Annotated in this window: 21 protein-coding genes and 1 riboswitch; of the genes, 6 read left to right on the top strand and 15 right to left on the bottom strand. The window is 70.5% G+C overall.

Features of this window, described 5'->3' with window-relative positions; genetic code table 11:
- Positions 1-27: 27 nt before the first annotated feature.
- From CTZ28_RS04465 to CTZ28_RS04450, 4 genes are all read right to left on the bottom strand, one after another.
- The gene (locus CTZ28_RS04465; protein ID WP_121887888.1) at positions 28-1,047 is read right to left on the bottom strand and encodes a C40 family peptidase; all 1,020 of its coding nucleotides are present in this window, start codon (positions 1,045-1,047) and stop codon (positions 28-30) included.
- Positions 1,048-1,414: 367 nt separating this feature from the next.
- A complete protein-coding gene (locus CTZ28_RS04460; protein ID WP_121887887.1) occupies positions 1,415-2,449 on the bottom strand; it encodes a C40 family peptidase in 1,035 nt (344 codons plus the stop codon).
- A 207-nt stretch (positions 2,450-2,656) separates the two neighbouring features.
- Positions 2,657-4,000, bottom strand: a complete 1,344-nt coding sequence (locus CTZ28_RS04455) for an NYN domain-containing protein (protein ID WP_121887886.1) — start codon at positions 3,998-4,000, stop codon at positions 2,657-2,659.
- Between the two features lie 40 nt (positions 4,001-4,040).
- Positions 4,041-4,280, bottom strand: coding sequence for a hypothetical protein (locus CTZ28_RS04450; protein WP_121887885.1), 240 nt, complete (start codon positions 4,278-4,280; stop codon positions 4,041-4,043).
- A 155-nt stretch (positions 4,281-4,435) separates the two neighbouring features.
- Between CTZ28_RS04450 and CTZ28_RS04445 the strand changes: the two genes are divergently transcribed.
- Positions 4,436-5,179 (top strand): rhomboid family intramembrane serine protease, encoded by a 744-nt coding sequence (locus tag CTZ28_RS04445; RefSeq protein WP_121888100.1) that lies wholly within the window; start codon positions 4,436-4,438, stop codon positions 5,177-5,179.
- Positions 5,176-5,457: an Lrp/AsnC family transcriptional regulator gene (locus CTZ28_RS04440; RefSeq protein ID WP_121887884.1), complete on the top strand. Its 282-nt coding sequence runs from the start codon at positions 5,176-5,178 to the stop codon at positions 5,455-5,457. The genes CTZ28_RS04445 and CTZ28_RS04440 overlap by 4 nt, the downstream gene beginning before the upstream one ends.
- A gap of 916 nt (positions 5,458-6,373) precedes the next feature.
- Here the strand turns inward: CTZ28_RS04440 and CTZ28_RS04435 are convergent.
- The 6 genes from CTZ28_RS04435 to ctaE form a co-directional block, all read right to left on the bottom strand.
- Complete coding sequence (locus CTZ28_RS04435) at positions 6,374-7,735, bottom strand: aminotransferase class V-fold PLP-dependent enzyme (RefSeq protein ID WP_121887883.1); 1,362 nt, start codon at positions 7,733-7,735, stop codon at positions 6,374-6,376.
- Between the two features lie 190 nt (positions 7,736-7,925).
- Positions 7,926-8,042, bottom strand: a riboswitch (SAM riboswitch).
- An 88-nt stretch (positions 8,043-8,130) separates the two neighbouring features.
- Positions 8,131-9,195, bottom strand: a complete 1,065-nt coding sequence (gene trpD / locus CTZ28_RS04430) for an anthranilate phosphoribosyltransferase (protein ID WP_121887882.1) — start codon at positions 9,193-9,195, stop codon at positions 8,131-8,133.
- A gap of 122 nt (positions 9,196-9,317) precedes the next feature.
- Positions 9,318-10,955 (bottom strand): cytochrome bc1 complex cytochrome b subunit, encoded by a 1,638-nt coding sequence (gene qcrB / locus CTZ28_RS04425; protein ID WP_121887881.1) that lies wholly within the window; start codon positions 10,953-10,955, stop codon positions 9,318-9,320.
- Positions 10,952-12,010, bottom strand: a complete 1,059-nt coding sequence (gene qcrA, locus CTZ28_RS04420; RefSeq protein ID WP_121887880.1) for a cytochrome bc1 complex Rieske iron-sulfur subunit — start codon at positions 12,008-12,010, stop codon at positions 10,952-10,954. Before qcrA ends, qcrB begins: the two co-directional genes overlap by 4 nt.
- On the bottom strand, positions 12,007-12,819 hold the full coding sequence (qcrC, locus tag CTZ28_RS04415; RefSeq protein ID WP_121887879.1) for a cytochrome bc1 complex diheme cytochrome c subunit: 813 nt from the start codon (positions 12,817-12,819) through the stop codon (positions 12,007-12,009). The genes qcrA and qcrC overlap by 4 nt, the downstream gene beginning before the upstream one ends.
- A 75-nt stretch (positions 12,820-12,894) precedes the next feature.
- Positions 12,895-13,515, bottom strand: coding sequence for an aa3-type cytochrome oxidase subunit III (gene ctaE, locus CTZ28_RS04410; RefSeq protein ID WP_121887878.1), 621 nt, complete (start codon positions 13,513-13,515; stop codon positions 12,895-12,897).
- A 145-nt stretch (positions 13,516-13,660) separates the two neighbouring features.
- Here ctaE and CTZ28_RS04405 point away from each other — a divergent pair, with 145 nt between their 5' ends.
- On the top strand, positions 13,661-14,062 hold the full coding sequence (locus CTZ28_RS04405; protein ID WP_121887877.1) for a response regulator: 402 nt from the start codon (positions 13,661-13,663) through the stop codon (positions 14,060-14,062).
- A gap of 120 nt (positions 14,063-14,182) precedes the next feature.
- On the opposite strand, the gene CTZ28_RS04400 is transcribed toward CTZ28_RS04405, so the two are convergent.
- The 4 genes from CTZ28_RS04400 to ctaC form a co-directional block, all read right to left on the bottom strand.
- On the bottom strand, positions 14,183-15,475 hold the full coding sequence (locus CTZ28_RS04400; protein WP_121887876.1) for a L,D-transpeptidase: 1,293 nt from the start codon (positions 15,473-15,475) through the stop codon (positions 14,183-14,185).
- A gap of 134 nt (positions 15,476-15,609) precedes the next feature.
- Entirely contained in the window at positions 15,610-16,008 is a 399-nt protein-coding gene (locus tag CTZ28_RS04395) for a cytochrome c oxidase subunit 4 (RefSeq protein WP_121887875.1), read from the bottom strand.
- A complete protein-coding gene (gene ctaD, locus CTZ28_RS04390; RefSeq protein ID WP_121887874.1) occupies positions 16,005-17,741 on the bottom strand; it encodes an aa3-type cytochrome oxidase subunit I in 1,737 nt (578 codons plus the stop codon). Before ctaD ends, CTZ28_RS04395 begins: the two co-directional genes overlap by 4 nt.
- The gene (gene ctaC, locus CTZ28_RS04385) at positions 17,738-18,697 is read right to left on the bottom strand and encodes an aa3-type cytochrome oxidase subunit II (protein WP_121887873.1); all 960 of its coding nucleotides are present in this window, start codon (positions 18,695-18,697) and stop codon (positions 17,738-17,740) included. The genes ctaD and ctaC overlap by 4 nt, the downstream gene beginning before the upstream one ends.
- A gap of 699 nt (positions 18,698-19,396) precedes the next feature.
- Between ctaC and CTZ28_RS04380 the strand changes: the two genes are divergently transcribed.
- On the top strand, positions 19,397-20,776 hold the full coding sequence (locus CTZ28_RS04380; RefSeq protein WP_121887872.1) for a cysteine desulfurase/sulfurtransferase TusA family protein: 1,380 nt from the start codon (positions 19,397-19,399) through the stop codon (positions 20,774-20,776).
- Here the strand turns inward: CTZ28_RS04380 and CTZ28_RS04375 are convergent, their stop codons facing one another.
- A complete protein-coding gene (locus tag CTZ28_RS04375) occupies positions 20,777-21,751 on the bottom strand; it encodes a carbohydrate kinase family protein (protein WP_121887871.1) in 975 nt (324 codons plus the stop codon).
- A gap of 130 nt (positions 21,752-21,881) precedes the next feature.
- Between CTZ28_RS04375 and CTZ28_RS04370 the strand changes: the two genes are divergently transcribed.
- Together CTZ28_RS04370 and CTZ28_RS04365 are read left to right on the top strand one after the other, a co-directional pair.
- Entirely contained in the window at positions 21,882-22,091 is a 210-nt protein-coding gene (locus CTZ28_RS04370) for a hypothetical protein (RefSeq protein ID WP_121887870.1), read from the top strand.
- 93 nt (positions 22,092-22,184) lie between these two features.
- The gene (locus tag CTZ28_RS04365) at positions 22,185-23,798 is read left to right on the top strand and encodes a hypothetical protein (RefSeq protein WP_259471472.1); all 1,614 of its coding nucleotides are present in this window, start codon (positions 22,185-22,187) and stop codon (positions 23,796-23,798) included.
- Positions 23,799-23,822 lie beyond the last annotated feature (24 nt).

Raw genomic sequence — 23,822 nt, 5'->3', positions numbered from 1 at the left:
ATCGTACGGCCCGCCCGCGGCGCCCGGTCAGACCCGGGTGACCGACGAGACGGGCATCATCCCGACCGGGTCGTAGCGCACCGGGGCGCCGGGGTGCGGGGCGTGGATCACCTGGCCGTTGCCCGCGTACATGGCGACATGGCCGGCGTCCGAGCGGTAGACGACCAGGTCTCCGGGGCGGATCTGGGAGAACGGGACCTGCTGGCCGGCGTACCGCTGGGCCTGCGAGGTGCGCGGCAGCTGGACCCCGGCCTGCGCGTACGACCACTGCATCAGGCCCGAACAGTCGAAGCCGGCGGGCCCGTTGGCGCCCCAGACGTAGGGGCGGCCGAGCGCGGAGCGGGCGGCGGCGATGGCCGCGGCGGCGCGGCCGTTCGGGGCGCTGACGCCCCGCAGGTCGGGCAGGTCGGCCGCGCCGTCGCGGGAGGCCCGCTCGTAGGCGGCGCGCTGCGCGTACGGCAGGGAGTTGAGCAGTTCCCGGGCCTTGGCCAGCTTGCGCTCCACGGTGCGCTTGTGCGTGGCGACGGCCTTGCGGTTCTTCTCCAGTTCGGCCAGCTTCCCGGCCGTCGCGGCCCGTTCCTGGGCGAGTTCACGCATGACCGACTGGAGTTCCAGCAGCCGGTCGGCCTGGCGGATGCCGATCCGGTCGAGGGCGGCGGCCTTGTCGAGGTAGTCGCCCGGGTCGGTGGAGAAGAGCAGGGCGACCGCGGGGTCGATGCCGCCGGCGCGGTACTGGGCGCCGGCCAGCGATCCCAGTTCCTCCCGCATGGTGTTGATGTGCTGCTGCTGGCGGGCGATGTGGTCCTGCGCCTCGCGGACCTGCTCGCGCAGCTTCCCGGCCTGTTCGTCGGCCTTGTTGTACGCCTCGGTCGCGTTCTCCGCCTCCTCGTAGAGGCGGTCCACCTCGGCGGGACCCTCGCCGTTCGGCGCGGCGCTCGCCGGTGCGGCGCCTGCGGCGCCCAGGGCGGCGGCGGTCGCGGACAGTACGCACAGGACGGTGGCGCCCCGGTCGAACCCGGACGGTGCAAGGCGGCGATGGGACCCCACGGAAGGCCGCACTCCTTCACCTCATGACCGCTCGCTCGCCTGCGGGGCCGCGGCCGGTGCCCGGAGCGGTCGCGGTCGGCCCTGCGGCCTGCGCGCCCTCGTCCGGTGGCACCGGCCCGCCCCTTCGGCGCACGCGCTGCCGACGGACGGTTACCGTTCCCCGGGGCCGGGAGGGGATGTCCCGGTCGTGGGGGAAACGCGGCAGACAGTAGCCGCGCAGGCACCCGCGGGCCAAAGCCCTTCACCGGTCGCACAGCGTGACGCCCCGCCGCTGACGCAGGTCACCGGCGGGGCGTGGAGTCAGTTTCGGTTATCGGGATTCGCCCGTTCGGGCGCTACGGAACCCCGGTCGGCCGAGGCGTACGGATCAGACCCGGACGCCGAACTGGAACGGCATGTTGTTGATCGACTCGTAGCGGACGACCGTGCCGGTGCGCGGGGCGTGCAGCACCTGGCCGTTGCCCGCGTACAGGCCGACATGGTGCTGGTCGCCGTAGAAGATCACCAGGTCGCCGACCTGGAGCTGGCTCTGGCTGTAGAGGCGCTGGCCGGCATTGGCCTGGGCCTGGGAGACGCGCGGCAGGCCGACGCCGGCCTGGGCGTAGGCCCAGGAGGTCAGGCCCGAGCAGTCGAAGGAGGAGGGGCCGGTGGCGCCGTAGACGTAGGGCGTGCCGAGCTTGGACTGGGCGGCGGCGAAGGCGGCGGCGGCCCGGCCGGAGGCGGGGGTGGAGGTGCCGAGGTTCACCCGCTCGGCGGAGGAGCGGCTGGCCCGGTCCTGCTCGGCGGCGAGCGCCGCCTTCTCCTTGGCCGTCAGCGAGTTGAGCAGCCGCTGCGCCTCGCCGAGCTTGCCCTGGACTTCCTTCTTCTTCTTGCCCAGCTCGGTGCGGGTGGCGGCGAGGTCCTTGAGCTTGTCGGTCGCCTCGGTCCGCTGCTGCGCGAGTTCGCGCTGCTTGTCCTGGATCTTCTTCAGGCCCTCGACCTGCTGGCTGCTCAACTGGTCGAGCGTGGACGCCTTGTCGAGGTAGTCGTCCGGGTCGGAGGACAGGAAGAGCTGGACGGACGGGTCTATGCCACCCGAGCGGTACTGCGCGCTGGCCATGGTGCCCAGGCCGTCGCGCAGCTTGTTCAGGTCCTCCTGGCCGCGGGCGACGTTGTCCTGGATGGTGGAGATCTCCTTCTGGAGCTTCTCCTGCTTCTCCTTGGCCCCGTTGTACTTCTCGGTGGCCTGCTCCGCCTGCTCGTAGAGCGTGTCGACCTTGGCCTTGACCTCGTCCTTGCTCAGCTTCTCGCTGGGAGCCGCGTTGGCGGCCTGCGCGCTCAGGGCTACGGCAGCGGCGGCTGCGGTGGTCAGCACGGTCACGCGCGTGCGGCTCGGCTGCTTCGGTCGACGATGGGACGCCACGGAGACGGGCTCCTTCTTTTGAGTGATCACCCGTGTGGAGGTTCGAGCCGACCCTAGTGACCCAGTTGTGATCAGTTCAAATCCTCAGGAGAAAAAATCCGTCACTCCATGCATTCTTTGCCCACAACTCACGTGCAGTGATGACCACTTGACGCTACGTCGAGCGACGTTTCCGTCAATTCGGGCATTAGGAATGTACGTTGACTTTTATGACAGTCGCTTGAGAAGCATCGCAGAAGCCACCGGTCGGGCACCCGCGCGGGCGACGCCGTCGGCCACCTCGCGATCGGTCGAGGCGACGATGACCGGCCGGCCCGGCGGCTCGGCCCGCACCAGCTGGCGGATCAGCTCGTCGGCCGTGACGCCCGGCTTGGAGAACAGCACCCGTACCCCGCGCGGCGGGGCGAGCAGCACCGGCGCGGCCAGTTCGGCGCCGTCGAAGACACACGTCACCTCGGCACCGGTCTGCGCGGCGAGCTGCGAGAGCTGGCCGAGCAGCCGCAGCCGCTGCTTCTCCAGCGGCATCTGCGGATAGCCGGTCTTGGTGACGTTGTAGCCGTCGACCACCAAGTGCGCCTGCGGCAGGGCGAGAAGCTGGTCCAGAATGGCCGGATCATGCTCGGACAGCGCCCGCGCGGCGATGTCCTTCGGGGTCATCCGGCCCGGCTCCACCGCGTCCACGGAATCGGCGGGCCGCACGGAGACGGGCGGCAGCGCCAGCTCGCGGCGCAGCCCCTGGGCCGCGTCCAGCACGGTGTCGAGCAGCAGCCGCACCCGCATGTCCTCGACGCTGCGCCCCTCCCGGGCCGCCCTGCGGCTGGCCTCCAGGGCGGCCTCGACCTCCCCCAGCCGGGCCTTGAGCCGGCGGGCCTCGCTCTCGGCTGCCGAGACCTGCGCCTGCCCCTCGGCGCGCACCGCCTCGATCTCGCTCTGGACCTTGCGCAGGGCGGCGTCGCCCCGCTTGACGTCGCTGAGGGCCGCGCGGAGCTTGCGGTGCAGCGCTTCGGCCTCCCGCTTCGCCGACTCCAGTTCGGCGCGCAGCCGTTCGGCCTCGGTCCGGTGCTGGTCGCGGGCCCGCTCCAGCTCCGTGCGCAGCCGCTCAAGCTCGGCGCGGCTCTCCTCGTCGGCGCGCTCGGCGTCCGCCCGCTGGGCCTCCTCGCCGGCCGCGGCCACCAGCTTCACCCAGCCGGCCGGGCGCAATACATAGGCCGCGGCCGCCACGTCGAGCGGGTCCGCGGCCGGGGGCGGCGAGCCGGAGTCGAGGGCGCCGCAGAGTTCCGGCTGCGCCTCTCTGAGCTTCTCGCTGATGCGCTGCCGGAACAGCGGATCGGACTCCAGGGCGGCGGCCATCGCGTTGCCCGCGAACTTGGCCCGGCGGTTCGGTGCGAACCGGGCATACTGCCGCAGCTGGGCGGGCAGTTCACCGATCGTCAGGCCGCCGAAGCCGTCCGACACGATCTGCACGACCCGGCGTCGCACCCCGTCGGGCAGCGGACGGTCAAGCACCTCAGCGGTGCCGTCGTCCGGCCCCCCGCCTGTGGTCTCCACCATCCGTCACACCCCAATGCCCGTGCGGGGCCGCCTCCCGCGCTCAGGAGTCGGCGCCCGGCCTCTCCACCAGTTCCACCTGGTCCACCGCGTTGCACCAGCGGCAACGCACCGACTCGATGGTCTCACTGAGCACCTCGCGCTCCTCGACCTTGGGCTCGCCCGCGAGGTCGAGATGGACGTACTCGACGACCTTCGAGGCGCGGGTCACGTCGAAGCGGGTGAGGTTGCCGCAGAGGGTGCAGCGCCATCGGGTCGTGGTGGTCGGCAGGGGAACCGGCATCGTGACTGTTCGCTTCCTTCCAGTGTCCGTGACGCGCCGTCTGCCCGGCGCGTGTGGGTCGTAACCCTACGGCCTGGTGGGTCCTCGTCGCCTGTTCGTCCACGGCGGCGAGGCGGTCTGTGCTACTGCGTGCCGTTACGTCATGCTCTGTGTTCATGATCAGCAACTGGAGCGCGACGGCCGGGCGGTTCTTCAGAGCGGTCCGCGGCTCGTCGGCGCCGATGACGCACGCCCTGATCGCCCTGTGCTGCCTGATCTTCGTGATCGGGCCCGCGTCCGGGTTCAATCCGGCGTACGGCACCGGTGACGGGCTGCTGGCCGAGCAGCGGGCGTACTTCCGGCGCTGGGGTGTCGTCCCGGCGAACCTGTTCGACGGCCCGGCCGGGGAGGCGCTCACCCCGGCCACGGCACTGTTCGTGCACGGCAGCTGGGTGCATCTGCTCGGCAACATGCTCTTCCTCTACGTCTTCGGGGTGATGACCGAGGAACGGATGGGCCGCGTGCAGTTCACCCTGTTCTACGTCGGCTGCGGCTATCTGGCGCTGATCGGTTACGCGGCCGCCAACGCCGCCTCCCAGCAGTCCCTGGTCGGCGCCTCCGGGGCGATCTCCGCGGTCCTGGGGGCGTTCCTGTTCCTGTTCCCCGGCGCTCGTGTCACCAGTCTCCTCCCCTTCCTCTTCTTCCTCCCGCTGCGCTTCCCCGCCTGGGTCGTGCTGCCCTTCTGGGCGGCCCTGCAGTGGGTGGCGGCGCGGCAGGCCACCCAGGGGCCGGGGGTGGCGTACCTGGCCCACCTGGTGGGCTTCTCGCTGGGCTTCGTCTTCGCGTGGGTGCGGTTCGGGCGTCGGGCTAGAGTGAGGGCCGCCCCAGCTCCGGCTCCCGAGGGAGAGAAACAGCCGTGATCACCGCGATCGTGCTCATCAAGACCAGCGTGGACCGGATTCCCGAGATCGCCGAGCAGATCGCGGCGCTGGACAACGTCAGCGAGGTCTTCTCGGTCACGGGCACGTACGATCTGATCGCCATGGTCCGGGTGGGCCGGCACGAGGACCTCGCCGAGGTCATCCCCGGCCGCATCAGCAAGATCCAGGGCGTGGAGGCCACGGACACGCACGTGGCGTTCCGCACCTACTCCCAACACGACCTGGAAGCAGCCTTCGCCATCGGCCTGGACAACTGACCCACTCCGTGCCCACGGCGGCCGACCGCCGAGCGGGCCGCCAGGCGTGAAGGTCATCCGCTCCTGACGACGACTGCCGGGTGACCCGGGTAACGGGGTGCCCCGCCCGACAGCCACAACGCCGCCGACCGTACGTCCACCTCCGCCACCCGGCCAGCCGCCTGCGGATGCCCGACGCAGCCTTCGCCGGCGGCCTGGACAGCTGACGCCCTCGTCCGCGACGCTTCCCGGCCCGGTCTTCCTGCCGCTGGTACGACGTGCGGCCCCGCACTCTTCCCGACAGCGACGGCGCTGACGACCGTACGGCCCACTCGCAGGCCGTGCCACGCCACCCCGCCGCCAGCCGCCTGCGGCCCGGTCCGTTCTTGTCGTCGGTACGGCGTACGGCCCGCAGCGCGGCAGGGGAAGGATCATCCGGTCCTGACGGCGACTGCCGGGTGACCCGGGTATCGGAGTGCCCCACCCGACAGCCACAACGCCGCCGACCGTACGTCCACCCCGCCGCACGCCCCGTTCCCAGGCGGCGCCTCGCGCCCCGGCCAGCCGCTTGCGGATGCCCGACGCAGCCTTCGCCGGCGGCCTGGACAACTGACCCCCACGTCCGCGACGCTTCCCGGCAGGGGTGGTGCCCCACCCGACAGCGACGGCGCTGACGACCGTACGTCCGCCTCCCCCGCACGACCCGTTCCCAGGCGGCGCCTCGCCCCCGGCCAGCCGTCTGCGAATGCCCGACACAGCCTTCACCGTCGGCCTGGGCAACTGACCCGCGCCACGGTGCAGGCACGTCCCGGCGGGGGCCAGGGGCCCCCGAACGGCGGGGTGATCCGCCCGACAGCGATGACGCTGGCGACCGTACGTCCGTACGTCCCCCGAAACCAAGCGCCCGCTCTGGCCCCGGGGCCGCCGGCAGGGGCGGTCAGGTGGTGGGGACGCAGCGGCCGTTTTCTGTGTGGTACTGCCACTGCGCGCCGCCGCGGATCAGCTGCCGCACGGCGTTCACGAACCGGTCGACGTGCTCGTCGGGCGTCCCCGCGCCGAAGCTGACGCGGATCGCGTTGAGGGACTTCTCGCCGGGCGCGGCCTCCGGGGCGCCGCACTCACCCTGGGACTGCGGGTCGCTGCCCAGGAGGGTGCGGACGAGGGGGTGGGCGCAGAAGAGCCCGTCGCGGACGCCGATGCCGTACTCGGCGGAGAGCGCGGCCGCGAAGTGGGAGCTGTTCCAGCCCTCGACCACGAAGGAGAGCACGCCGACCCGCGGGGCGTCGTCGCCGAAGAGGGAGAGGACCCGGACCTCGGGGACCTCGGCGAGCCCCGCGCGGACCTTGTCGATCAGATGCCGCTCACGGGCGACCAGGGTGTCGAAGCCGGCCTCCGTGAGGGCCTTGCAGGCCGAGGCGACGGCGTAGGCGCCGATCACGTTCGGTGAACCGGCCTCATGGCGGGCAGCCGTCTCGTGCCACTCCACGGCCACTCCCCCGTCCGCCCGCCGGGTGACCGTACGGCTCGCCCCGCCGCCCGCGAGATACGGCTCGGCCGCGCGCAGCCAGTCGGCGCGTCCGGCCAGCACACCGGCGCCGAACGGGGCGTACAGCTTGTGCCCGGAGAAGGCGACCCAGTCGACGTCGAGGTCCCGCACCGACACCGGGTGGTGCGGGGCGAGCTGCGCGGCGTCCAGGACGATCCGGGCGCCGTGCGCATGGGCGGTGGCGGCCAGCTCGCGCACCGGCCACAGCTCGCCGGTGACGTTGGAGGCGCCGGTGACACAGACCAGGGCCGGGCCGCGCCGGTCACGGCCGGCCAGCGCCGCCTCCAGGGTCGCGACGGCCTGTGCGGGGGTGCGCGGCGCGTCGAGGTAGCTGACCCGGGCGTCCTTCCAGGGCAGCAGCGAGGCGTGGTGCTCGGTCTCGAACACGAAGACCTGGCAGTCGGCCGGGAGCGCGGCCGCCAGCAGGTTGAGCGAGTCGGTGGTGGAGCGGGTGAAGATCAGCTGGTCGTCGGGGCGGCAGTCCAGGAACTCGGCGACGGTCGCGCGGGCGTTCTCGAACAGGTCGGTGGACAGCTGCGAGAGGTAGCCGGCGCCGCGGTGCACGCTGCCGTAGTACGGGGCATAGGCGGCCACGTCGTCCCAGACGCGCTGGAGGGCGGGGGCGCTGGCCGCGTAGTCGAGGGCGGCGTAGGTGACCTCGCCGCCGGTGACGAGCGGCACGGTGACATCGCGGCCGAGGACGGGCAGCGGGGCACAGACGGACTGGGCGGCGGCAGCGGTGGAGGCGGACATGGCTCAACTCCCGTGAAAGCAAGCGGAATTCACCGCGCGAGCAGTCCTGCGTCGGGCAGGGCTCGGCGTGTGAAGGGGTGAAAAGGGGATGCGGAGGCGGGGCTCTGCGGCCCTATCGCATTCGCTTGCTCACGAGAGGCTCCCTCGACGACCAGGACCCCTGGGCTGTGTCACTCAGCAGAGTGCGAGGGGTCCGCGCTTGCCGCAGACCTCGCTGCCTACGGCCTGGTCTTCACCCGGGGCACCCCGCCACGGACGGAGGGTTGCCGGACAGTCGGCCGGGGCCGAATGACTGTCGCTCATGACCTGAAGGACATCCTGCCATACGATCTTCCGTGCGCAAGGCGCGGTCCGGATCCTGGACCACGCCTCGCGTCACCTCGCCGTACGGGGGTTCAGGCGTGGCTGGCGGCGGCCCACCGTTCGAGCGTGCGCCGGGCCGCGCCGGAGTCGATCGACTCGGCCGCCCGCGCCATGCCGGCCCTGATCTGCTCCACCAGCGGCCCGTCCCCCGGTTCCAGGGCCACCAGGGCCGCCGCCGAGTTCAGCAGGACGGCGTCCCGCACCGGGCCCGTCTCGCCGGCCAGCAGCCGCCGGGCCACGCCGGCGTTGTAGGCGGGGTCGGCGCCGCGCAGCGCCGCCACGGGCACCAGGTCGAGGCCGACGTCCCGGGGGTCGAAGACGTCCTCGGTGACCTTGCCGTCGCGCACCGCCCACACCCGGGAGGTGGCGGTGGTCGTCAGCTCGTCCAGGCCGTCGTCCCCGCGGAACACCAGTGCCGACGAGCCGCGCTCGGCCAGCACCCCGGCGATGAGCCCCGCCATCCGGGTGTCGAAGCAGCCGATCGCCGAGGCGGTGACCCGGGCCGGGTTGGTCAGCGGGCCGAGCAGGTTGAACGAGGTCGGCACCCCCAGGTCCCGCCGGACCGCGCCGACGAACCGCATCGAGGGGTGGAAGGTGGCCGCGAAGCAGAAGGTGATCCCGGCCTCCTCGACCACCCGCGCCACCTGCGCGGGCGTCAGATCCAGGTTGATGCCGAGCTGTTCGAGCACATCGGAGGATCCGCTCGCCGAGGAGGAGGCCCGGTTGCCGTGCTTGACGACCTTCGCGCCGGTGCCCGCGATCACGATGGCGGACATCGTCGAGATGTTGACCGTCTTGGCCCGGTCGCCGCCCGTGCCGACGATGTCGACGGCAGGCCCGGGGATGTGCAGCGGCTTGGCGTGCCGGTACATCGCCTCGACCAGGCCGGTGATCTCCTCGACCGTCTCGCCCTTGGCTCGCAGGGCCACCAGAAAGCCGGCGACCTGGGCGTCCGCGGCCTCGCCCGACATGATGCGGTCCATGGCCCACGCCGTGTCACCGGCGCTCAGGTCCCGGCCGCCGAGCAGGGTGCTCAGCAGGTCGGGCCAGGAACGGCCCGCCGCGGTGTCGCCTCCAGCGGGGGTCACAGCGCTCATCAGCCGCTCCTGGGTCGTCGTCATGTGCGAATCGCCCCCACCCTATCGACCCGGCGAAAACGCGAGGGGCCCCGTCCGAACACCGGACGGGGCCCCTCGCGTGTGTGTGGCGTGCGCAGCGATCAGTGGTGGCCGTGGCCGCTCGTGATCTCCTTGTACTCCTCGACGGTGGGCTTCGGGATCTGGGCGTCCTCGCCGTAGTAGGCGTCGCTGAGCTTGGCGCGCAGCTTCTCGGAACCCTTCACCTTCCGCTCGACGCCGTTCTCGTCGACCGTCGGGCCGACCTCGGCCGGCTCGTACTGGTGGTGAGCCGTGAGGGTGTGCAGCTGCTCCTGGCTGAGCGGCTCGTGGACCTCGATGAACTCACCGTGCGGCAGGCGCTTGATGATGCCCGTCTCGCGGCCGTGCAGCACCTTCTCGCGGTCCCGGCGCTGCAGGCCCAGGCAGATCCGCTTGGTGACGAGGAACGCGATGACCGGTCCGGCGAAGAAGAAGATCCGGACGAACCAGGTGACGGCGTTGATCGACAGGTGCAGATGGGTGGCCCACAGGTCGTTGCCACCGCCGACCAGGGTGATCATGTAGATGGTGATCCAGGCGACACCGAACGCGGTACGGGTCGGGGCGTTGCGCGGGCGGTCCAGGATGTGGTGCTCGCTCTTGTCGCCGGTGATCCAGGACTCGATGAACGGGTAGACCGCGATCGCCGCCAGGACCAGCGGGAAGGCGACCAGCGGGATGAACACGCCCAGGACGAGCGTGTGGCCCCAGAGGTTGATCTCCCAGCCCGGCATGAAGCGGATCAGACCCTCGGCGAAGCCCATGTACCAGTCCGGCTGGGCGCCGGTGGACACCTGGTCCGCGCGGTAGGGGCCGATGGCCCAGATCGGGTTGATCTGCGCGACGGCCGCGATGGCCGCGATGACGCCGAAGACCAGGAAGAAGAAGCCTCCGGCCTTGGCCATGTAGACCGGCAGCAGCGGCATGCCGACGACGTTCTTCTCGGTCTTTCCGGGGCCCGCGAACTGCGTGTGCTTGTGGTAGAAGACCAGGATCAGGTGGCCGACCACCAGGCCGAGCATGATGCCCGGCAGCAGCAGGATGTGGACCGAGTAGAACCGGGCCACGAAGTCGTGGCCGGGGAACTCGCCGCCGAAGAGGAAGAACGAGAGGTACGTGCCGACGATCGGCACGGACAGGATCGCGCCCTCCATGAAGCGGACACCGGTGCCGGAGAGCAGGTCGTCCGGGAGCGAGTAACCGGTGAAGCCGGTGAACATGCCGAGGACGAACAGCAGGAAGCCGAACAGCCAGTTGATCTCACGCGGCTTGCGGAACGCGCCGGTGAAGAACACGCGCATCATGTGCACGAACATGCCAGCGAGGAAGATCAGCGCGGCCCAGTGGTGGATCTGCCGGACCAGCAGACCACCGCGCACGTCGAAGGAGATGTGCAGGGTCGAGCTGAACGCCTCGGACATCAGCTGTCCCTGCAGCGGGACGTACGAGCCGTGGTACTCCACCTCGTTCATCGACGGGTGGAAGAACAGCGTCAGATACACACCCGTGAGGATGATGATGATGAAGCTGTAGAGGCAGACCTCACCCAGCATGAACGACCAGTGGTCGGGGAAGATCTTGCGCATGTTGGCCTTGGCCAGGGAGTAGATCCCGAGCCGGCCGTCGGCCCAGTCGGCGACGCGTTCGCCGGCCGGTGCCTTCCCGCGAGAGCGGGCCTCTTGGTTCGATGCAGTGCTCATCCGCGCTCCCAGAAAGCAGGACCGACGGGCTCCGCGAAGTCGCCGAGCGCCTGAAGGTAGCCCTCGTCACTCACGCCGATGCGCAGCTGCGGCAGGGCGTGGCCGGCGGGACCGAAGATCACTCGGGCACCGTCGGAGAGGTCGAAGGTGGACTGGTGGCACGGGCAGAGCACGTGGTGCGTCTGCTGCTCGTACAGCGAGATCGGGCAACCGACGTGGGTGCAGATCTTCGAGTACGCCACGATGCCCTCGTGCGACCACTCGAGCTCGCGCCTGTCCTTGATGTTGTCCGGCTGGATCCGGACGATCATCAGGGCGGCCTTGGCGATCTCGGTCTGGAACTCCTCGTCGTGCTCCTCCAGGCCCTCGGGCTTGGCGAAGGTCAGCGAGCCGACGGCGACGTCCGAGGGACGCAGCGGCTCGTTGGTGTTCATGTTGACGAGCAGCGTGCCGTTCTTCCACAGCGTGTGGCGGAGCTTGCTCTCGGGCAGCGGACCGAGGTCGCGCAGCAGGACGACGCCGGAGAGCGGCACCAGGGTGAGCGCGCCGAACATCGTGTTGCGGATCAGCTTGCGGCGGCCGAGCACCGACTCCTTGGCGCCCTGCTTGAAGTCCGCGTGCACCTTCTCGCGGACCTCGGGGCTCGCCTCGATCGGGTGCCGCTCGTCGGCGATCTCCGCGTCGGACATCAGGGTGCGGGCCCAGTGGACCGCGCCCGCGCCGATGCAGAACAGCGCCGCGCCGAGCGTCAGGCCGAGCGCGAAGTTGAGCGCGCTGACATGACCGATCGGGAAGACGAAGATCGACCTGTCGTGCGGGATCGCCACGAACGCGGCGATGAAACCGACGGTGGCCAGCATCGACAGCGTGAACAGCAGGGCGACGGTCCGCTCGGACCGCTTGGCGGCCTGCTCGTCGATGTCCTGGATCCGGTGCTCGTGCGGCGGCAGCCCCGGGTCGGCGAACGGGTCCTTCTCGTCCGCGACGCTCACTGCGCCGGGCTGGCCGGCGTGCTCGGCCGGCAGGTTCTCTTCTGGAATGTCTTGGCTACTCATGACCTCTTGGCCTTTGCGGTCCGAGCGGCGACCCAGACGGCGACCGCGACCAGTGCGCCCAGTCCGAAGATCCACGCGAACAGACCCTCGCTGACCGGTCCGAGACCGCCCAGCGACAGGCCACCCGGGTTCTCGGTGTCGCTGCTGTTGACCGCGTCCAGGTACGCGATGATGTCCTTCTTGTTCTTCTCCGACAGCGTGGTGTCGGGGAAGGAGGGCATGTTCTGCGGGCCGGTCTGCATGGCCTCGTAGATGTGCTTCGGGTCGACGCCTTCGAGGTTCGGCGCGAACTTGCCCTTGGTCAGCGCACCGCCCTTGCCGGTGAAGTTGTGGCACTGCGCACAGTTGGTGCGGAACAGGTCACCGCCCTTGGCGATGTCGGCACCCTCCGGACCGTACTGCGCCTTCGTCGGCACCTCGGGACCGGCGCCCAGCGAGGCGATGTACGCCGCGAGCTGGTCGATCTCGGCCTGCGTGTAGATGTTCTTCTTCTTCGGGACCTGGGCGCCCTGGGAGGTCGCGGCCGGCATCCGGCCGGTGCCCACCTGGAAGTCCACGGCCGCGGCACCCACACCCACGAGGCTCGGCCCGTCGGAGGAGCCCTGGCCACCGGTGCCGTGGCAGCTGGCGCAGCCGACCGAATAGAGCCTCTTGCCCTCCTCGATGGTCAGGGACTGGGCGGTCTCGTCGGCCTGCGCCTTGCCCGCAGGCGCAAACGCGGCGTACAGCCCCCCGGTGGCCGCCAGCGCGAAGAGTAGGACGACGACCGCCGCCAGCGGATGGCGTCGTCGTGCGGAGAGCTTTTTCACGGATTACCCCGGTGTCAGGATCTTCTGCGTCGATGCTTCTGTGATGGATCGGTGGCCGTCGTCCGGCCCGCCGAGTTACTTGATCAGGTAGATCGTGGCGAAGAGGCCGATCCAGACGACATCGACGAAGTGCCAGTAGTAGGACACGACGATGGCGGCGGTCGCCTGCTCGTGCGTGAACCTCTTCGCCGCGTAGGTGCGGCCGAGGACCAGCAGGAAGGCGATGAGACCGCCCGTCACGTGCAGGCCGTGGAAGCCGGTGGTCAGGTAGAACACGGAACCGTACGGGTCGGAGGACAGAGAGATCCCGTCCTTCTTCACCAGCTCCGTGTACTCGTAGATCTGGCCGCCGATGAAGATCGCACCCATGACGAAGGTGACGATGAACCAGCCGCGGAGCTTCTTCACGTCACCGCGCTCGGCGGCGAACACGCCGAGCTGGCAGGTGAGCGAGGAGAGCACCAGGATCGTGGTGTTGGTCGCCGAGAAGGGCACGTTGAGCGCGTGCGCCATCGACTTCCAGTGATCCGGTCCGGTCACCGATCGCAGGGTGAAGTACATCGCGAAGAGGGCCGCGAAGAACATCAGCTCGGAACTCAGCCAGATGATGGTTCCGACGCTGGTGAGGTTCGGCCGGTTGACCGACGGGTGCGCGTGCCCGGTTTCTACTGTCGTTGCTGTCGCCACGACCGACATTATGTCGGTCGCTTATCCCGCCCTCACTCCCGGGGGTGCAGTTCGGAGTGTCTGGCCCTGTCATACCGGTGTTGACGTGGTGTTCATGGGAGTAGCATCCGCCCCAACGGCCCTGTCCGCACGACGCCGACGTCTCGGAGGAACAATGCAGCCGACCGCCACGGTGCTGGTCTACAGCGACGACTCCACCACCCGCGAGCAGGTACGGATGGCCACCGGCCGGCGGCCCGCCCCCGATGTCCCGTTGGTCGAGTTCGTGGAGTGCGCGACCCCGGCCGCCGTCATCCGCGAGCTGGACCGCGGCGGGATCGACGTCTGCGTGCTGGACGGCGAGGCCGTGCCGATGGGCGGCATGGGGGTCTGCCGGCAGATCAAGGACGAGGTGTTCCACTGCCCGCCGGTGCTGCTGCTGATGGGGCGGCCCCAGGACGCGTGGCTGGCGACCTGGAGCCGGGCCGATGCCGCGGTGACCCTGCCGGTGGATCCGGTGGAGTTCGCCTCGGCGCTCGCCTCGCTGCTGCGTCAGCAGCGGCTCCTGAGCGCGTGAGCGCTCCGCTGGTTGGGCCGTGTACGACGCGCGCCGTCGGTTGACTGCTGCGCCGTCGTGGCTGAGCGCGCAGTTCCCCGCGCCCCTTCGGGCGCGGGGTTCGCGTTCGGCTGCCACGTGTCACAGGGCCTTCGGGGTCAGTTTTGTTGTGGGCTGTTGGTTTGCTCCGGTCTTGGAGTCGGCCGTCATTGCGCTGCCGGTGCGCCACTTGGTCCAGTCGATGTTCCAGTCGCCCCAGCCGTTGTCGAACGGCTCCATCTGGTCGCCGTTGGAGTTGACGACCTTGACGATGTCGCCGGGGCGGACGGTGTCGTAGAACCACTTGGCGTTGCTCGTGCTCATGCCGGTGCAGCCGTGGCTGACGTTGGCGGAGCCCTGGGAACCGACGGACCAGGGAGCGGCGTGGACGTACTCGCCGGACCAGGTGACGCGGGTCGCGTAGTACACCGGCAGGTCGTACGAGTCCGAGGTGCCCTCGGCGATGCCGACGGTGGTACCGCGCATCCGTACGAAGTACTGCTTCTCCAGCACCACCTTGACACCGTTGCGGGTCTCGAAGCCGGGCTTGCCGGTGGTGACCGGGATCTGCTTGACGTCCTGGCCGTTCTTGTAGACCGTCAGGGTGTGGGTGGCGGCGTCCGTGACGGCCTCGATCCGGTCCCCCGTGGTGATCGTCAGGGACTGTGCCTTGCCGCCCCACAGCCGGTCGCCGATCCGGATGCCGTCCAGGTTGCTGTGCACCTGGATGGTGGCGTGGGCGGGCCAGTACTCCTGGGGGCGGTAGTGCAGCTGTTTGTCGTTCACCCAGTACCAGGAGCCCTGCACGGCGGGCGTGGAGTCGACCCGGAGTGCGCTCTCCACGACGGCCCGCTGCGCCTTGTCCTTGACGGGCTCGTTGAGCTCGGCCGTGATGGGCTGGCCGACGCCGTACTCGCCCGCCTTGGGGCCGAAGGTGACATCGAGGGTCTTCGTGGTGGCGGGCCGGCTGGTGTCGAAGGTGAGGGTCTTGCGGCCGGGCGCCCCGTCCTCGTTCTCCGTGCTGACACGGACCGTGTAGTGGGCGTCGGCGGCGAGCGGGGAGGTGCTGTGCCAGCGGCTGCCGTCGGCCGCGAGTTCGCCCGCCACATAGCGTCCTGACGCGTCCATGGCGGTGACATCCGTGATACGCCCCTCGCCGCTCTTCGCGGTCACCTCAAGGGGCTTGTCGGGGTCGGCTTTCTTCCCGGCGTCCTTCGGGGCGTTGAAGGAGATCTGGCCTGCCGCGTCGTAGGGCTTGGCCGCCAGGGGATCCTCGCCGTGCGAGCCGCAGGCGAGGGTTCCGGCGCCGAGGGCAGTCACCAGCAGCGTGCAGCCGACGACGGTGCGGGCGCGGGCGCGGGCTCGGGGGCCGCTAGGGATCGCAGTGTGGCTCATGGCCTCACGTTACGGAGCCACGTCAACGCTGGCTCGCTAGGTGAGCCATTCAGGTGAACGTCTCCCCGGTGTGAGACGACGGGAGCCCGGCCCCCCGTTGCGGGGTCCGGGCTCCCTGACGTGCTCGGCGCGTGCTACTGGGTGCGGTTCTCACCGTGGTAGTACTCGAACACCCAGCCGAACAGGCCGATCATGATGATCGGCAGCGAGAAATACAGCAGCCACCAGCCGACCGCAATCCCGAGGAAGGCCAGCGCGCCGCCGATGCCGAGGGCGAGCGGCTGCCAGCTGTGCGGGCTGAAGAAGCCCAGCTCGCCCGCGTCGTCCGCGACGTCGGCCTCCTTGTCGTCCTGGGCACCCGCGTCGACCCGCCGGGCGGTGAAGCCCAGGTAGAAGCCGATCATGATGCACAGGCCGAAGGCCAGGAAGAGCGCCGTGGTACCGGCCGGCTCCTTCGACCACACGCCGTAGACGACCGCCACGGCGAGGACGAAGACGCTCAGCCACATGAACATCCGGCCCTGGATCTTCACTTGCCGGCCTCCTTGCCGCCCGCGATGGCGCTGCTGCCGTGACCGGCGTACTCCAGCTGCTCCAGGGCCGCGATCTCAGGGTGGTGCAGGTCGAACGCCGGGGATTCGCTGCGGATCCGCGGCAGGGTGAGGAAGTTGTGCCGCGGCGGCGGGCAGGACGTCGCCCACTCCAGCGAACGGCCGTAGCCCCACGGGTCGTCGACCTCGACCTTCTTGCCGTACTTGGCCGTCTTCCACACGTTGTAGATGAACGGCAGCATCGACAGGCCCAGCACGAACGACGAGATCGTCGAGACCGTGTTCAGCGCGGTGAAGCCGTCGGCCGCCAGATAGTCGGCGTACCGGCGCGGCATGCCCTCGGCGCCCAGCCAGTGCTGGACCAGGAAGGTGCCGTGGAAGCCGATGAACAGCGTCCAGAAGGTGATCTTCCCGAGGCGCTCGTCCAGCATCTTGCCGGTGAACTTCGGCCACCAGTAGTGGAAGCCGGCGAACATCGCGAACACCACGGTGCCGAAGACGACGTAGTGGAAGTGGGCCACCACGAAGTACGAGTCGGACACGTGGAAGTCCATCGGCGGCGAGGCCAGGATGACACCGGTCAGACCACCGAAGGTGAAGGTGATCAGGAAGCCCGTGGTCCAGAGCATCGGTGTCTCGAAGGACAGTGAGCCCTTCCACATGGTGCCGATCCAGTTGAAGAACTTGACCCCGGTCGGGACCGCGATCAGGAACGTCATGAAGGAGAAGAACGGCAGCAGCACTCCGCCGGTGACGTACATGTGGTGCGCCCACACCGTCACGGACAGGCCGGCGATGGCGATGGTCGCGGCGATCAGGCCCATGTAGCCGAACATCGGCTTGCGGGAGAAGACCGGGATGATCTCCGAGACGATGCCGAAGAACGGTAGCGCGATGATGTACACCTCTGGATGGCCGAAGAACCAGAAGAGGTGTTGCCACAGCAGTGCCCCGCCGTTGGCCGCGTCGAAGATATGGGCGCCGAACTTGCGGTCGGCCTCCAGCGCGAACAGGGCGGCGGCCAGGACCGGGAAGGCCAGCAGCACCAGGACACCGGTCAGCAGCACGTTCCACACGAAGATCGGCATGCGGAACATGGTCATGCCGGGGGCGCGCATGCAGATGATGGTCGTGATGAAGTTGACCGAGCCGAGGATCGTGCCGAAACCGGACATGGCCAGACCCATGATCCACATGTCGGCGCCGACACCGGGCGAGCGGACCGCGTCGGAGAGCGGGGAGTAGGCGAACCAGCCGAAGTCGGCCGCGCCCTGCGGCGTGAGGAAACCGCCGACCGCGATGAGCGAGCCGAACAGGTACAGCCAGTAGGCGAACATGTTCAGCCGCGGGAACGCCACGTCCGGCGCGCCGATCTGCAGCGGCATGATCCAGTTCGCGAAGCCGGCGAACAGCGGCGTCGCGAACATCAGCAGCATGATCGTGCCGTGCATCGTGAACGCCTGGTTGAACTGCTCGTTCGACATGATCTGCAGACCAGGCCGGGCCAGCTCGGCGCGCATCAGCAGCGCCATCACGCCGCCGATCAGGAAGAACACGAACGACGTGACGAGGTACAGCGTCCCGATCGTCTTGTGGTCGGTGGTCGTCAGCCACTTCACCACGACGTTGCCGGGCTGCTTGCGCCTGACCGGCAGCTCGTTCTCGTACGAGTCTTCAGCTGCCGCGGCACCCTGGGGTTCGTTGAGGATGCTCACAGGTTGTTCGTCTCCCGGTTCTTCTCGTGGCTCGTCTGCGCGATGCCCGCGGGAATGTAACCGGTCTGCCCCTTCTTGGCGAGGTCCTTGAGGTGCTGCTGGTAGCGCTCGGGAGAGACGACCTTCACGTTGAACAGCATCCGGGAGTGGTCGACACCGCAGAGCTCGGCGCACTTGCCGAGGAAGGTGCCCTCCTGATTGGGAGTCACCTGGAAGGCGTTTGTGTGGCCCGGGATGACGTCCTGCTTCATCAGGAACGGCACCACCCAGAAGGAGTGGATGACGTCACGCGAGGTGAGGACGAAGCGGACCGTCTTGCCCTTGGGGAGCCAGAGCGTCGGACCCGGGTTGTTGGTCTGCGGGTTCCGGGTGCCCGGCGTACCGACGTCGTAGACACCGCCGGCGTTCACCGGGAAGTCGTTCTTGAACCGCTGCGGAACGGCGTCCAGGTTCTTGTCGGTCTTCGCGTCGCCGGTCGAACCGGGCACGTTCTCGATGTAGTTGAAGCCCCAGCTCCACTGGAAGCCGATCACGTTGACCGTGACGTCGGGCTTCTTGGAGATGTCCAGGAGCTTCGTCTCGTCCCGGGCGGTGAAGTAGAACAGCACCGAGATGATGATGATCGGGACCACGGTGTACAGAGCCTCGATCGGCATGTTGTACCGGGTCTGCGGAGGAACCTCGACCTTGGTGCGGCTGCGCCGGTGGAAGATCGCACTCCACAGGATCAGGCCCCACACCAGCACGCCGACGGCGAGCGCGGCAGCCCAGGAGCCCTGCCACAGGGAGAGGATCCGCGGAGCCTCTTCCGTGGTCGGGGTGGGCATACCAAGGCGGGGGAAGTCCTTGTATGTGCAACCGGTAGCGGTCGCCAGGACCAGGCCCGCGGTCATTGCCTGGAGCAGCTTCCGCCGCATCGGGCGCCGCGGCGAGCGGTCGGAGCCGTTGGGACTCACGTAGCGCCTTCCCGAGAGTCTCGCCCGCGCGGTTCGGCTGCGGCCTTCTCGCTGGTCGGTCGCCGCCCTGCGTCGGGCAGGGGTTTGGATGTTTATGCGGACCAAACCCTAGCCCACGCCCTTCGGGGGGGTGCGGGGAGGGTGCCGTACGCGCCGCGGGTTGGGTGGGGAGGGGGTTGGGGGGTGGGGGGTTGTTGGGGGTGCGGGGGCGTTGGGCGGTTTTGCGCCGTTCCCCGCGCCCCTGTGGGGGGGCTTGGCGTCGTGGTTGGGCGCCTGAGGGGGTGGGGGTTCGGGGATTCTTGCGGGTGCGGGAGCGTCGTGGCTTTTCGCGCAGTTCCCCGCGCCCCTATGGGGGGGCTTAGCGCCGTGGTTGGGCGCCTGAGGGGGTGGGGGTTCGGGGGCTCTTGCGGGTGCGGGTGCGTTGGGGCTTTTCGCGCAGTTCCCCGCGCCCCTATGGGGGGGCTTGGCGCCGTGGTTGGGCGCCTGGGGGGGGGGGGGGTGCGGAGGGTTTTGCGGGTGCGGGAGCGTTGGGGCCTTTCGCGCCGTTCCCCGCGCCCCTATGGGGGGGCTTCGCGCCGTGGTCGGGTGCCTGGGGGCTCGGGGTGGGGGGGTGCGGGTGCGGGGGCGTTGGGGGCTTTCGCGCTGGTCCTTGCTGCCCTTCGGGGTCTCCTGGGGGTTTGGGGTGTTTAGGTTTGCTGTATGGGTTACTTCGATGGTGCTTCTGCTGCTCCTCTTCATCCTGTTGCTCGGCAGGCGCTGGTGGCGGCGTTGGATGAGGGGTGGGCCGATCCCGGGCGGCTGTACCGGGAGGGACGGCGGGCGCGGATGCTGCTGGACGCCGCTCGGGAGACCGCCGCGGAGGCGGTGGGGTGCCGTCCCGACGAGCTGGTGTTCACCGCGTCCGGGACCCGCGCCGCGCACACCGGGATCGCCGGGGCGCTGGCCGGGCGGCGGCGGGCCGGGCGTCACCTGATCGTGTCAGCCGTCGAACACTCCTCGGTGCTGCACGCCGCCGATGTCCACGAGCGGGACGGGGGAACGGTCACCCGAGCGGGCGTCGACCGAACGGGGACGGTGGACCCGTCGGCGTACGCGGCGGCCCTGCGGCCGGACACGGCGCTGGCCTGTCTGCAGTCGGCCAACCACGAGGTGGGCACCGTGCAGCCGGTGGCGGCGGTCGCCGAGGCGTGCCGGGCGGCCGGGGTGCCGCTGCTGGTGGACGCGGCCCAGTCGCTGGCGTGGGGGCCGGTCGAGGGCGGCTGGTCGCTGCTGACGGGAAGCGCCCACAAGTGGGGCGGGCCGCCCGGGGTGGGCCTGCTGGTGGTGCGCAAGGGCGTACGGTTCGCGGCCCAGGGCCCCACGGACGAACGGGAGTCGGGCCGGGCGGCCGGGTTCGAGGACATCCCGGCGATCGTGGCCGCGGCGGCCTCGCTGCGCGCGGTGCGGGCCGAGGCCGCGCAGGAGGCGGTACGGCTGCGGGAACTGACGGAGCGGATCCGGACCCGGGTGTCGCGGGCGGTGCCGGACACGGAGGTGGTCGGCGATCCGGACCGCCGGCTGCCCGGGATCGTCACGTTCTCCTGTCTCTACGTCGACGGCGAGACGCTGCTGCACGCGCTGGACGCGGAGGGCTTCTCCGTCTCGTCCGGCTCGTCGTGCACCAGCAGCACGCTGACCCCGAGCCATGTGCTGCGCGCGATGGGGGTGCTGAGCGAGGGGAACGTCCGGGTGTCGCTGCCGCCGGGGACGGCCGAGGCGGACGTCGAGCGGTTTCTGTCGGTGCTGCCGGGCGTGGTGGCGCGGGTGCGGGAGAAGCTCGGCGCGCCGGCGCCCGTGACGGTCCCGGCCCGGTCCGGGGCGCTGGTCGTGGACGCCCGCGGCAAGCGGTGCCCGATCCCGGTGATCGAGCTGGCGAAGGTCATCGGGGAGGTGCCGGTGGGCGGCGAGGTGCGGGTGCTCGCGGACGACGAGGCGGCCCGGCTTGACATCCCCGCGTGGTGCGAGATGCGCGGGCAGGAGTACGTGGGTGAGGAGGCGGCGGACCACGGCTCGGCCTATGTGGTCCGCCGGGTGGCGTAGTCAGGCGAGGTGGCTCTGCACCTCGGCCGCCGCGTCATGGCCGTACGCCTTGGTGAAGCGGTCCATGAAGTGGGCCCGGCGCAGCTGGTACTCCTGGGTGCCGACGGTCTCGATGACGAGGGTGGCGAGCATGCAGCCGACCTGCGCGGCCCGCTCCAGGGAGACGCCCCAGACGAGACCGGACAGGAAACCGGCGCGGAACGCGTCGCCGACACCGGTGGGGTCGGCCTTGCGCTCCTCCTCCGGGCAGCCGACCTCGATCGGCTCGTCGCCGGTCCGCTCGATGCGGACGCCGCGGGCGCCGAGGGTGGTGACCCGGTGGCCGACCTTGCCCAGGATCTCCTGGTCGCTCCAGCCGGTCTTGGACTCGATGAGGCCCTTCTCGTAGGCGTTGGAGAACAGATACGTGGCGCCGTCCAGCAGCGTCCGGATCTCGTCCCCGTCCATGCGGGCGATCTGCTGGGAGAAGTCGGCGGCGAACGGGATGTCCCGGGTGCGGCACTCCTCGGTGTGCCGGAGCATCGCCTCCGGGTCGTCCGCGCCGATCAGCACGAGGTCGAGGCCGCCGACCCGGTCGGCGACGGTCTTCAGCTCGATGAGGCGGGCCTCGCTCATCGCGCCCGTGTAGAAGGAGCCGATCTGGTTGTGGTCGGCGTCGGTGGTGCACACGAAGCGCGCGGTGTGCAGCGTCTCGGAGATGCGCACGGAGTCCGTGTCCACGCCGTGCCGGTCCAGCCAGGCGCGGTAGTCGTCGAAGTCGGAGCCTGCCGCGCCGGCCAGGATCGGCCGCGTACCGAGCTGCCCCATGCCGAAGGCGATGTTCGCGCCGACGCCGCCCCTGCGGACGTCGAGGTTGTCGACCAGGAACGAGAGCGAGACGGTGTGCAGCTGATCCGCGACGAGCTGGTCGGAGAAGCGACCGGGGAACGTCATGAGGTGGTCGGTGGCGATGGAGCCGGTGACTGCGATGCGCACGGCGAGAACTCTCCTGGAGGGAGGCAGTTTGACAGTTCACGCTACCCGGTCCCCGCAGAGCACTGAAACCGACAAACCTACCCGATAGTAGATCTTTCGTCGCGCATCCGAGCGTGCCTACGGTTCCCTCATGACGAACCTCAAGGACCGCTCCAGCGCCCCGGCCGACCTCGATGGGGATCTGGCCTCGCTGCGCGGCGACTGCGCCCGGATGGCTCCGAACTGGGCGGTGCCCCGGGACGCCGACGCCCGTCCGGTGCCGCCGTCGCTCATCCACGGGGTGACCGTCCCGCCGCGCTCCGCCCGGCTGCTGGACGCGATGTCGGACTACGGCGACTGAGCCGCCCCGCGGGAACCGCGCGCTCCCGTTCCGCGTCCCATCGCCGTCCCCCTGGACGGGGATGCGGGACACGACCCCTCAAGGAGCGATGCGGTGAACACCGAGCGACCCGATCACCCCGACAGCCCCGACCGGGACGACGAGGACGCGGCCGCGGGCACCGCCGAAGAGGCCACGGCGGAGACGACCGCCGAGGAGGAGAACGAGGCCGCGCGGGCGGAGAGCCCGAGCGCCCCGGTGACCGAGCCGGAACCGCCCGCCGCGCCCCGGGACGAGAAGGACGTACGCGGTGGCGGGTGGCGGCGGACTCCCGTGGTGGTCGCCTCGGTCGCGGTGGCCGTGTTGCTTGCCGGGGGCGGTGGGGCCTATCTGGCCGCCACCGCGGACGGTGGGGCGGGCCGCGGTGCGGGCGCGGCACCCGGCGCCGACGGCACTCCCCCGCGGCTCGCGCTGGACGGGTACCCGGCGCCGTCGGCGGGCGTGTCGACGCCGTCCGGCGGCACGGACGGGATCGCGCCCGGTGAGCCCGCTCCGTACGGCATGACGTACGAGGCGAGCGGCTCCCTGCCCGACGGACCCGGTTCGGCACCGGTGTACCGGCCCACGGGCGAGGTCACCGCGGGCGAGGTGGCCCGGCTGGCGACGGCGCTCGGGGTGGACGGGACGCCGGTGGCCGACACGGCGGGCTGGCGGGTCGGCTCCGGGCGGGACGGCTCCGGGCCGAGCCTGCGGGTGGCCAAGGGGGCGCCGGGGAGCTGGACCTTCCAGCGGTACGCGCCCGGCACCGACGCCTGCAAGGGCGGCACCGCCTGCCCGCGGCGCCCCGCCGACCCGGCCGCCGAACCGGTCAGCGGGCCGGCCGCCGAGAAGGCGGCGGCGCCGGTCCTGAAGGCGCTCGGACAGGACGACGCGAAGCTCGACACGAGCCAGGTGGCGGGCGCCCAGCGGGTGGTGAACGCCGATCCGGTGGTCGGCGGACGGCCCACGTACGGCTGGACGACCGGGCTGACCGTGAGCGGGCAGGGCGAAGTGGTCGCGGGCAGCGGGCTGTTGAAGGCGCCGGAGAAGGGGGACACCTATCCCGTGCTGAGCGCGCGGCGGACGCTGGACCTGATGAACGCGGCGCCCCGGACCGACCACCGCATCGGCATCGGCGGCTGCGCCGACCCCGTACCGCTGAAGGACCGGCCGGAGCAGCCGTGCGCGGCCGAGGCGCCGACGGCCGCGGCGCGGCAGGGCACGGCGACCGTGCGCACGGCGGTCTTCGGGCTGGCCTCGCACTCCGTCGAGGGGCGGCAGACGCTGGTGCCGTCCTGGCTGTTCGAGGTGCGGAGCGCGGGCGCGCGGGATGCCTTCACGGTGACGTATCCGGCGGTGGATCCCGCGTACCTGGGCGCGGCAAGCCCGTCGGCCGCGCCGCCCACGGAGCCGGGGTCGCCTGCGAAGACGCGGGACGTCACGGTGGACGGCTACACGGCCGACGACTCGGAGCTGACCGTGCGCTTCACCGGTGGGGTGTGCGCCGACTACACGGCGTCCGTCACGGAGAGCGCGGACCGGGTGACGGTCAGGGTGACGGAGCAGCCGTGGCCGGACACGGTCTGCATTCTGATCGCCAAGGAGTACCGGAGGACGGTCCCGCTGGATGCGCCGCTCGGGGGCCGGAAGGTGGTCGGCACGGACGGCGCTCCGCTGGGTCGGCTGTGATATGCCGTCGGTCGGCTGCGGCAG

This window comes from Streptomyces shenzhenensis (assembly GCF_003688995.1).
Classification (GTDB): Bacteria; Actinomycetota; Actinomycetes; order Streptomycetales; family Streptomycetaceae; genus Streptomyces; species Streptomyces shenzhenensis_A.
Note: the sequence above shows the minus strand (reverse complement) of the source record. Positions and strands in the feature narration are given on the sequence as shown.

Bases quoted from the DNA above. Each gene is read 5' to 3' on its own strand.
- CTZ28_RS04450 (WP_121887885.1), bottom strand. From the start codon at position 4,280: ATGCCGGTTCCCCTGCCGACCACCACGACCCGATGGCGCTGCACCCTC.
- CTZ28_RS04405 (WP_121887877.1), top strand. From the start codon at position 13,661: ATGCAGCCGACCGCCACGGTGCTGGTCTACAGCGACGACTCCACCACC.
- CTZ28_RS04435 (WP_121887883.1), bottom strand. From the start codon at position 7,735: ATGTCCGCCTCCACCGCTGCCGCCGCCCAGTCCGTCTGTGCCCCGCTG.
- CTZ28_RS04380 (WP_121887872.1), top strand. From the start codon at position 19,397: ATGGGTTACTTCGATGGTGCTTCTGCTGCTCCTCTTCATCCTGTTGCT.
- CTZ28_RS04455 (WP_121887886.1), bottom strand. From the start codon at position 4,000: ATGGTGGAGACCACAGGCGGGGGGCCGGACGACGGCACCGCTGAGGTG.
- CTZ28_RS04370 (WP_121887870.1), top strand. From the start codon at position 21,882: ATGACGAACCTCAAGGACCGCTCCAGCGCCCCGGCCGACCTCGATGGG.
- qcrA (WP_121887880.1), bottom strand. From the start codon at position 12,010: ATGAGTAGCCAAGACATTCCAGAAGAGAACCTGCCGGCCGAGCACGCC.
- trpD (WP_121887882.1), bottom strand. From the start codon at position 9,195: ATGAGCGCTGTGACCCCCGCTGGAGGCGACACCGCGGCGGGCCGTTCC.
- qcrB (WP_121887881.1), bottom strand. From the start codon at position 10,955: ATGAGCACTGCATCGAACCAAGAGGCCCGCTCTCGCGGGAAGGCACCG.
- CTZ28_RS04400 (WP_121887876.1), bottom strand. From the start codon at position 15,475: ATGAGCCACACTGCGATCCCTAGCGGCCCCCGAGCCCGCGCCCGCGCC.
- ctaE (WP_121887878.1), bottom strand. From the start codon at position 13,515: ATGTCGGTCGTGGCGACAGCAACGACAGTAGAAACCGGGCACGCGCAC.
- CTZ28_RS04445 (WP_121888100.1), top strand. From the start codon at position 4,436: ATGATCAGCAACTGGAGCGCGACGGCCGGGCGGTTCTTCAGAGCGGTC.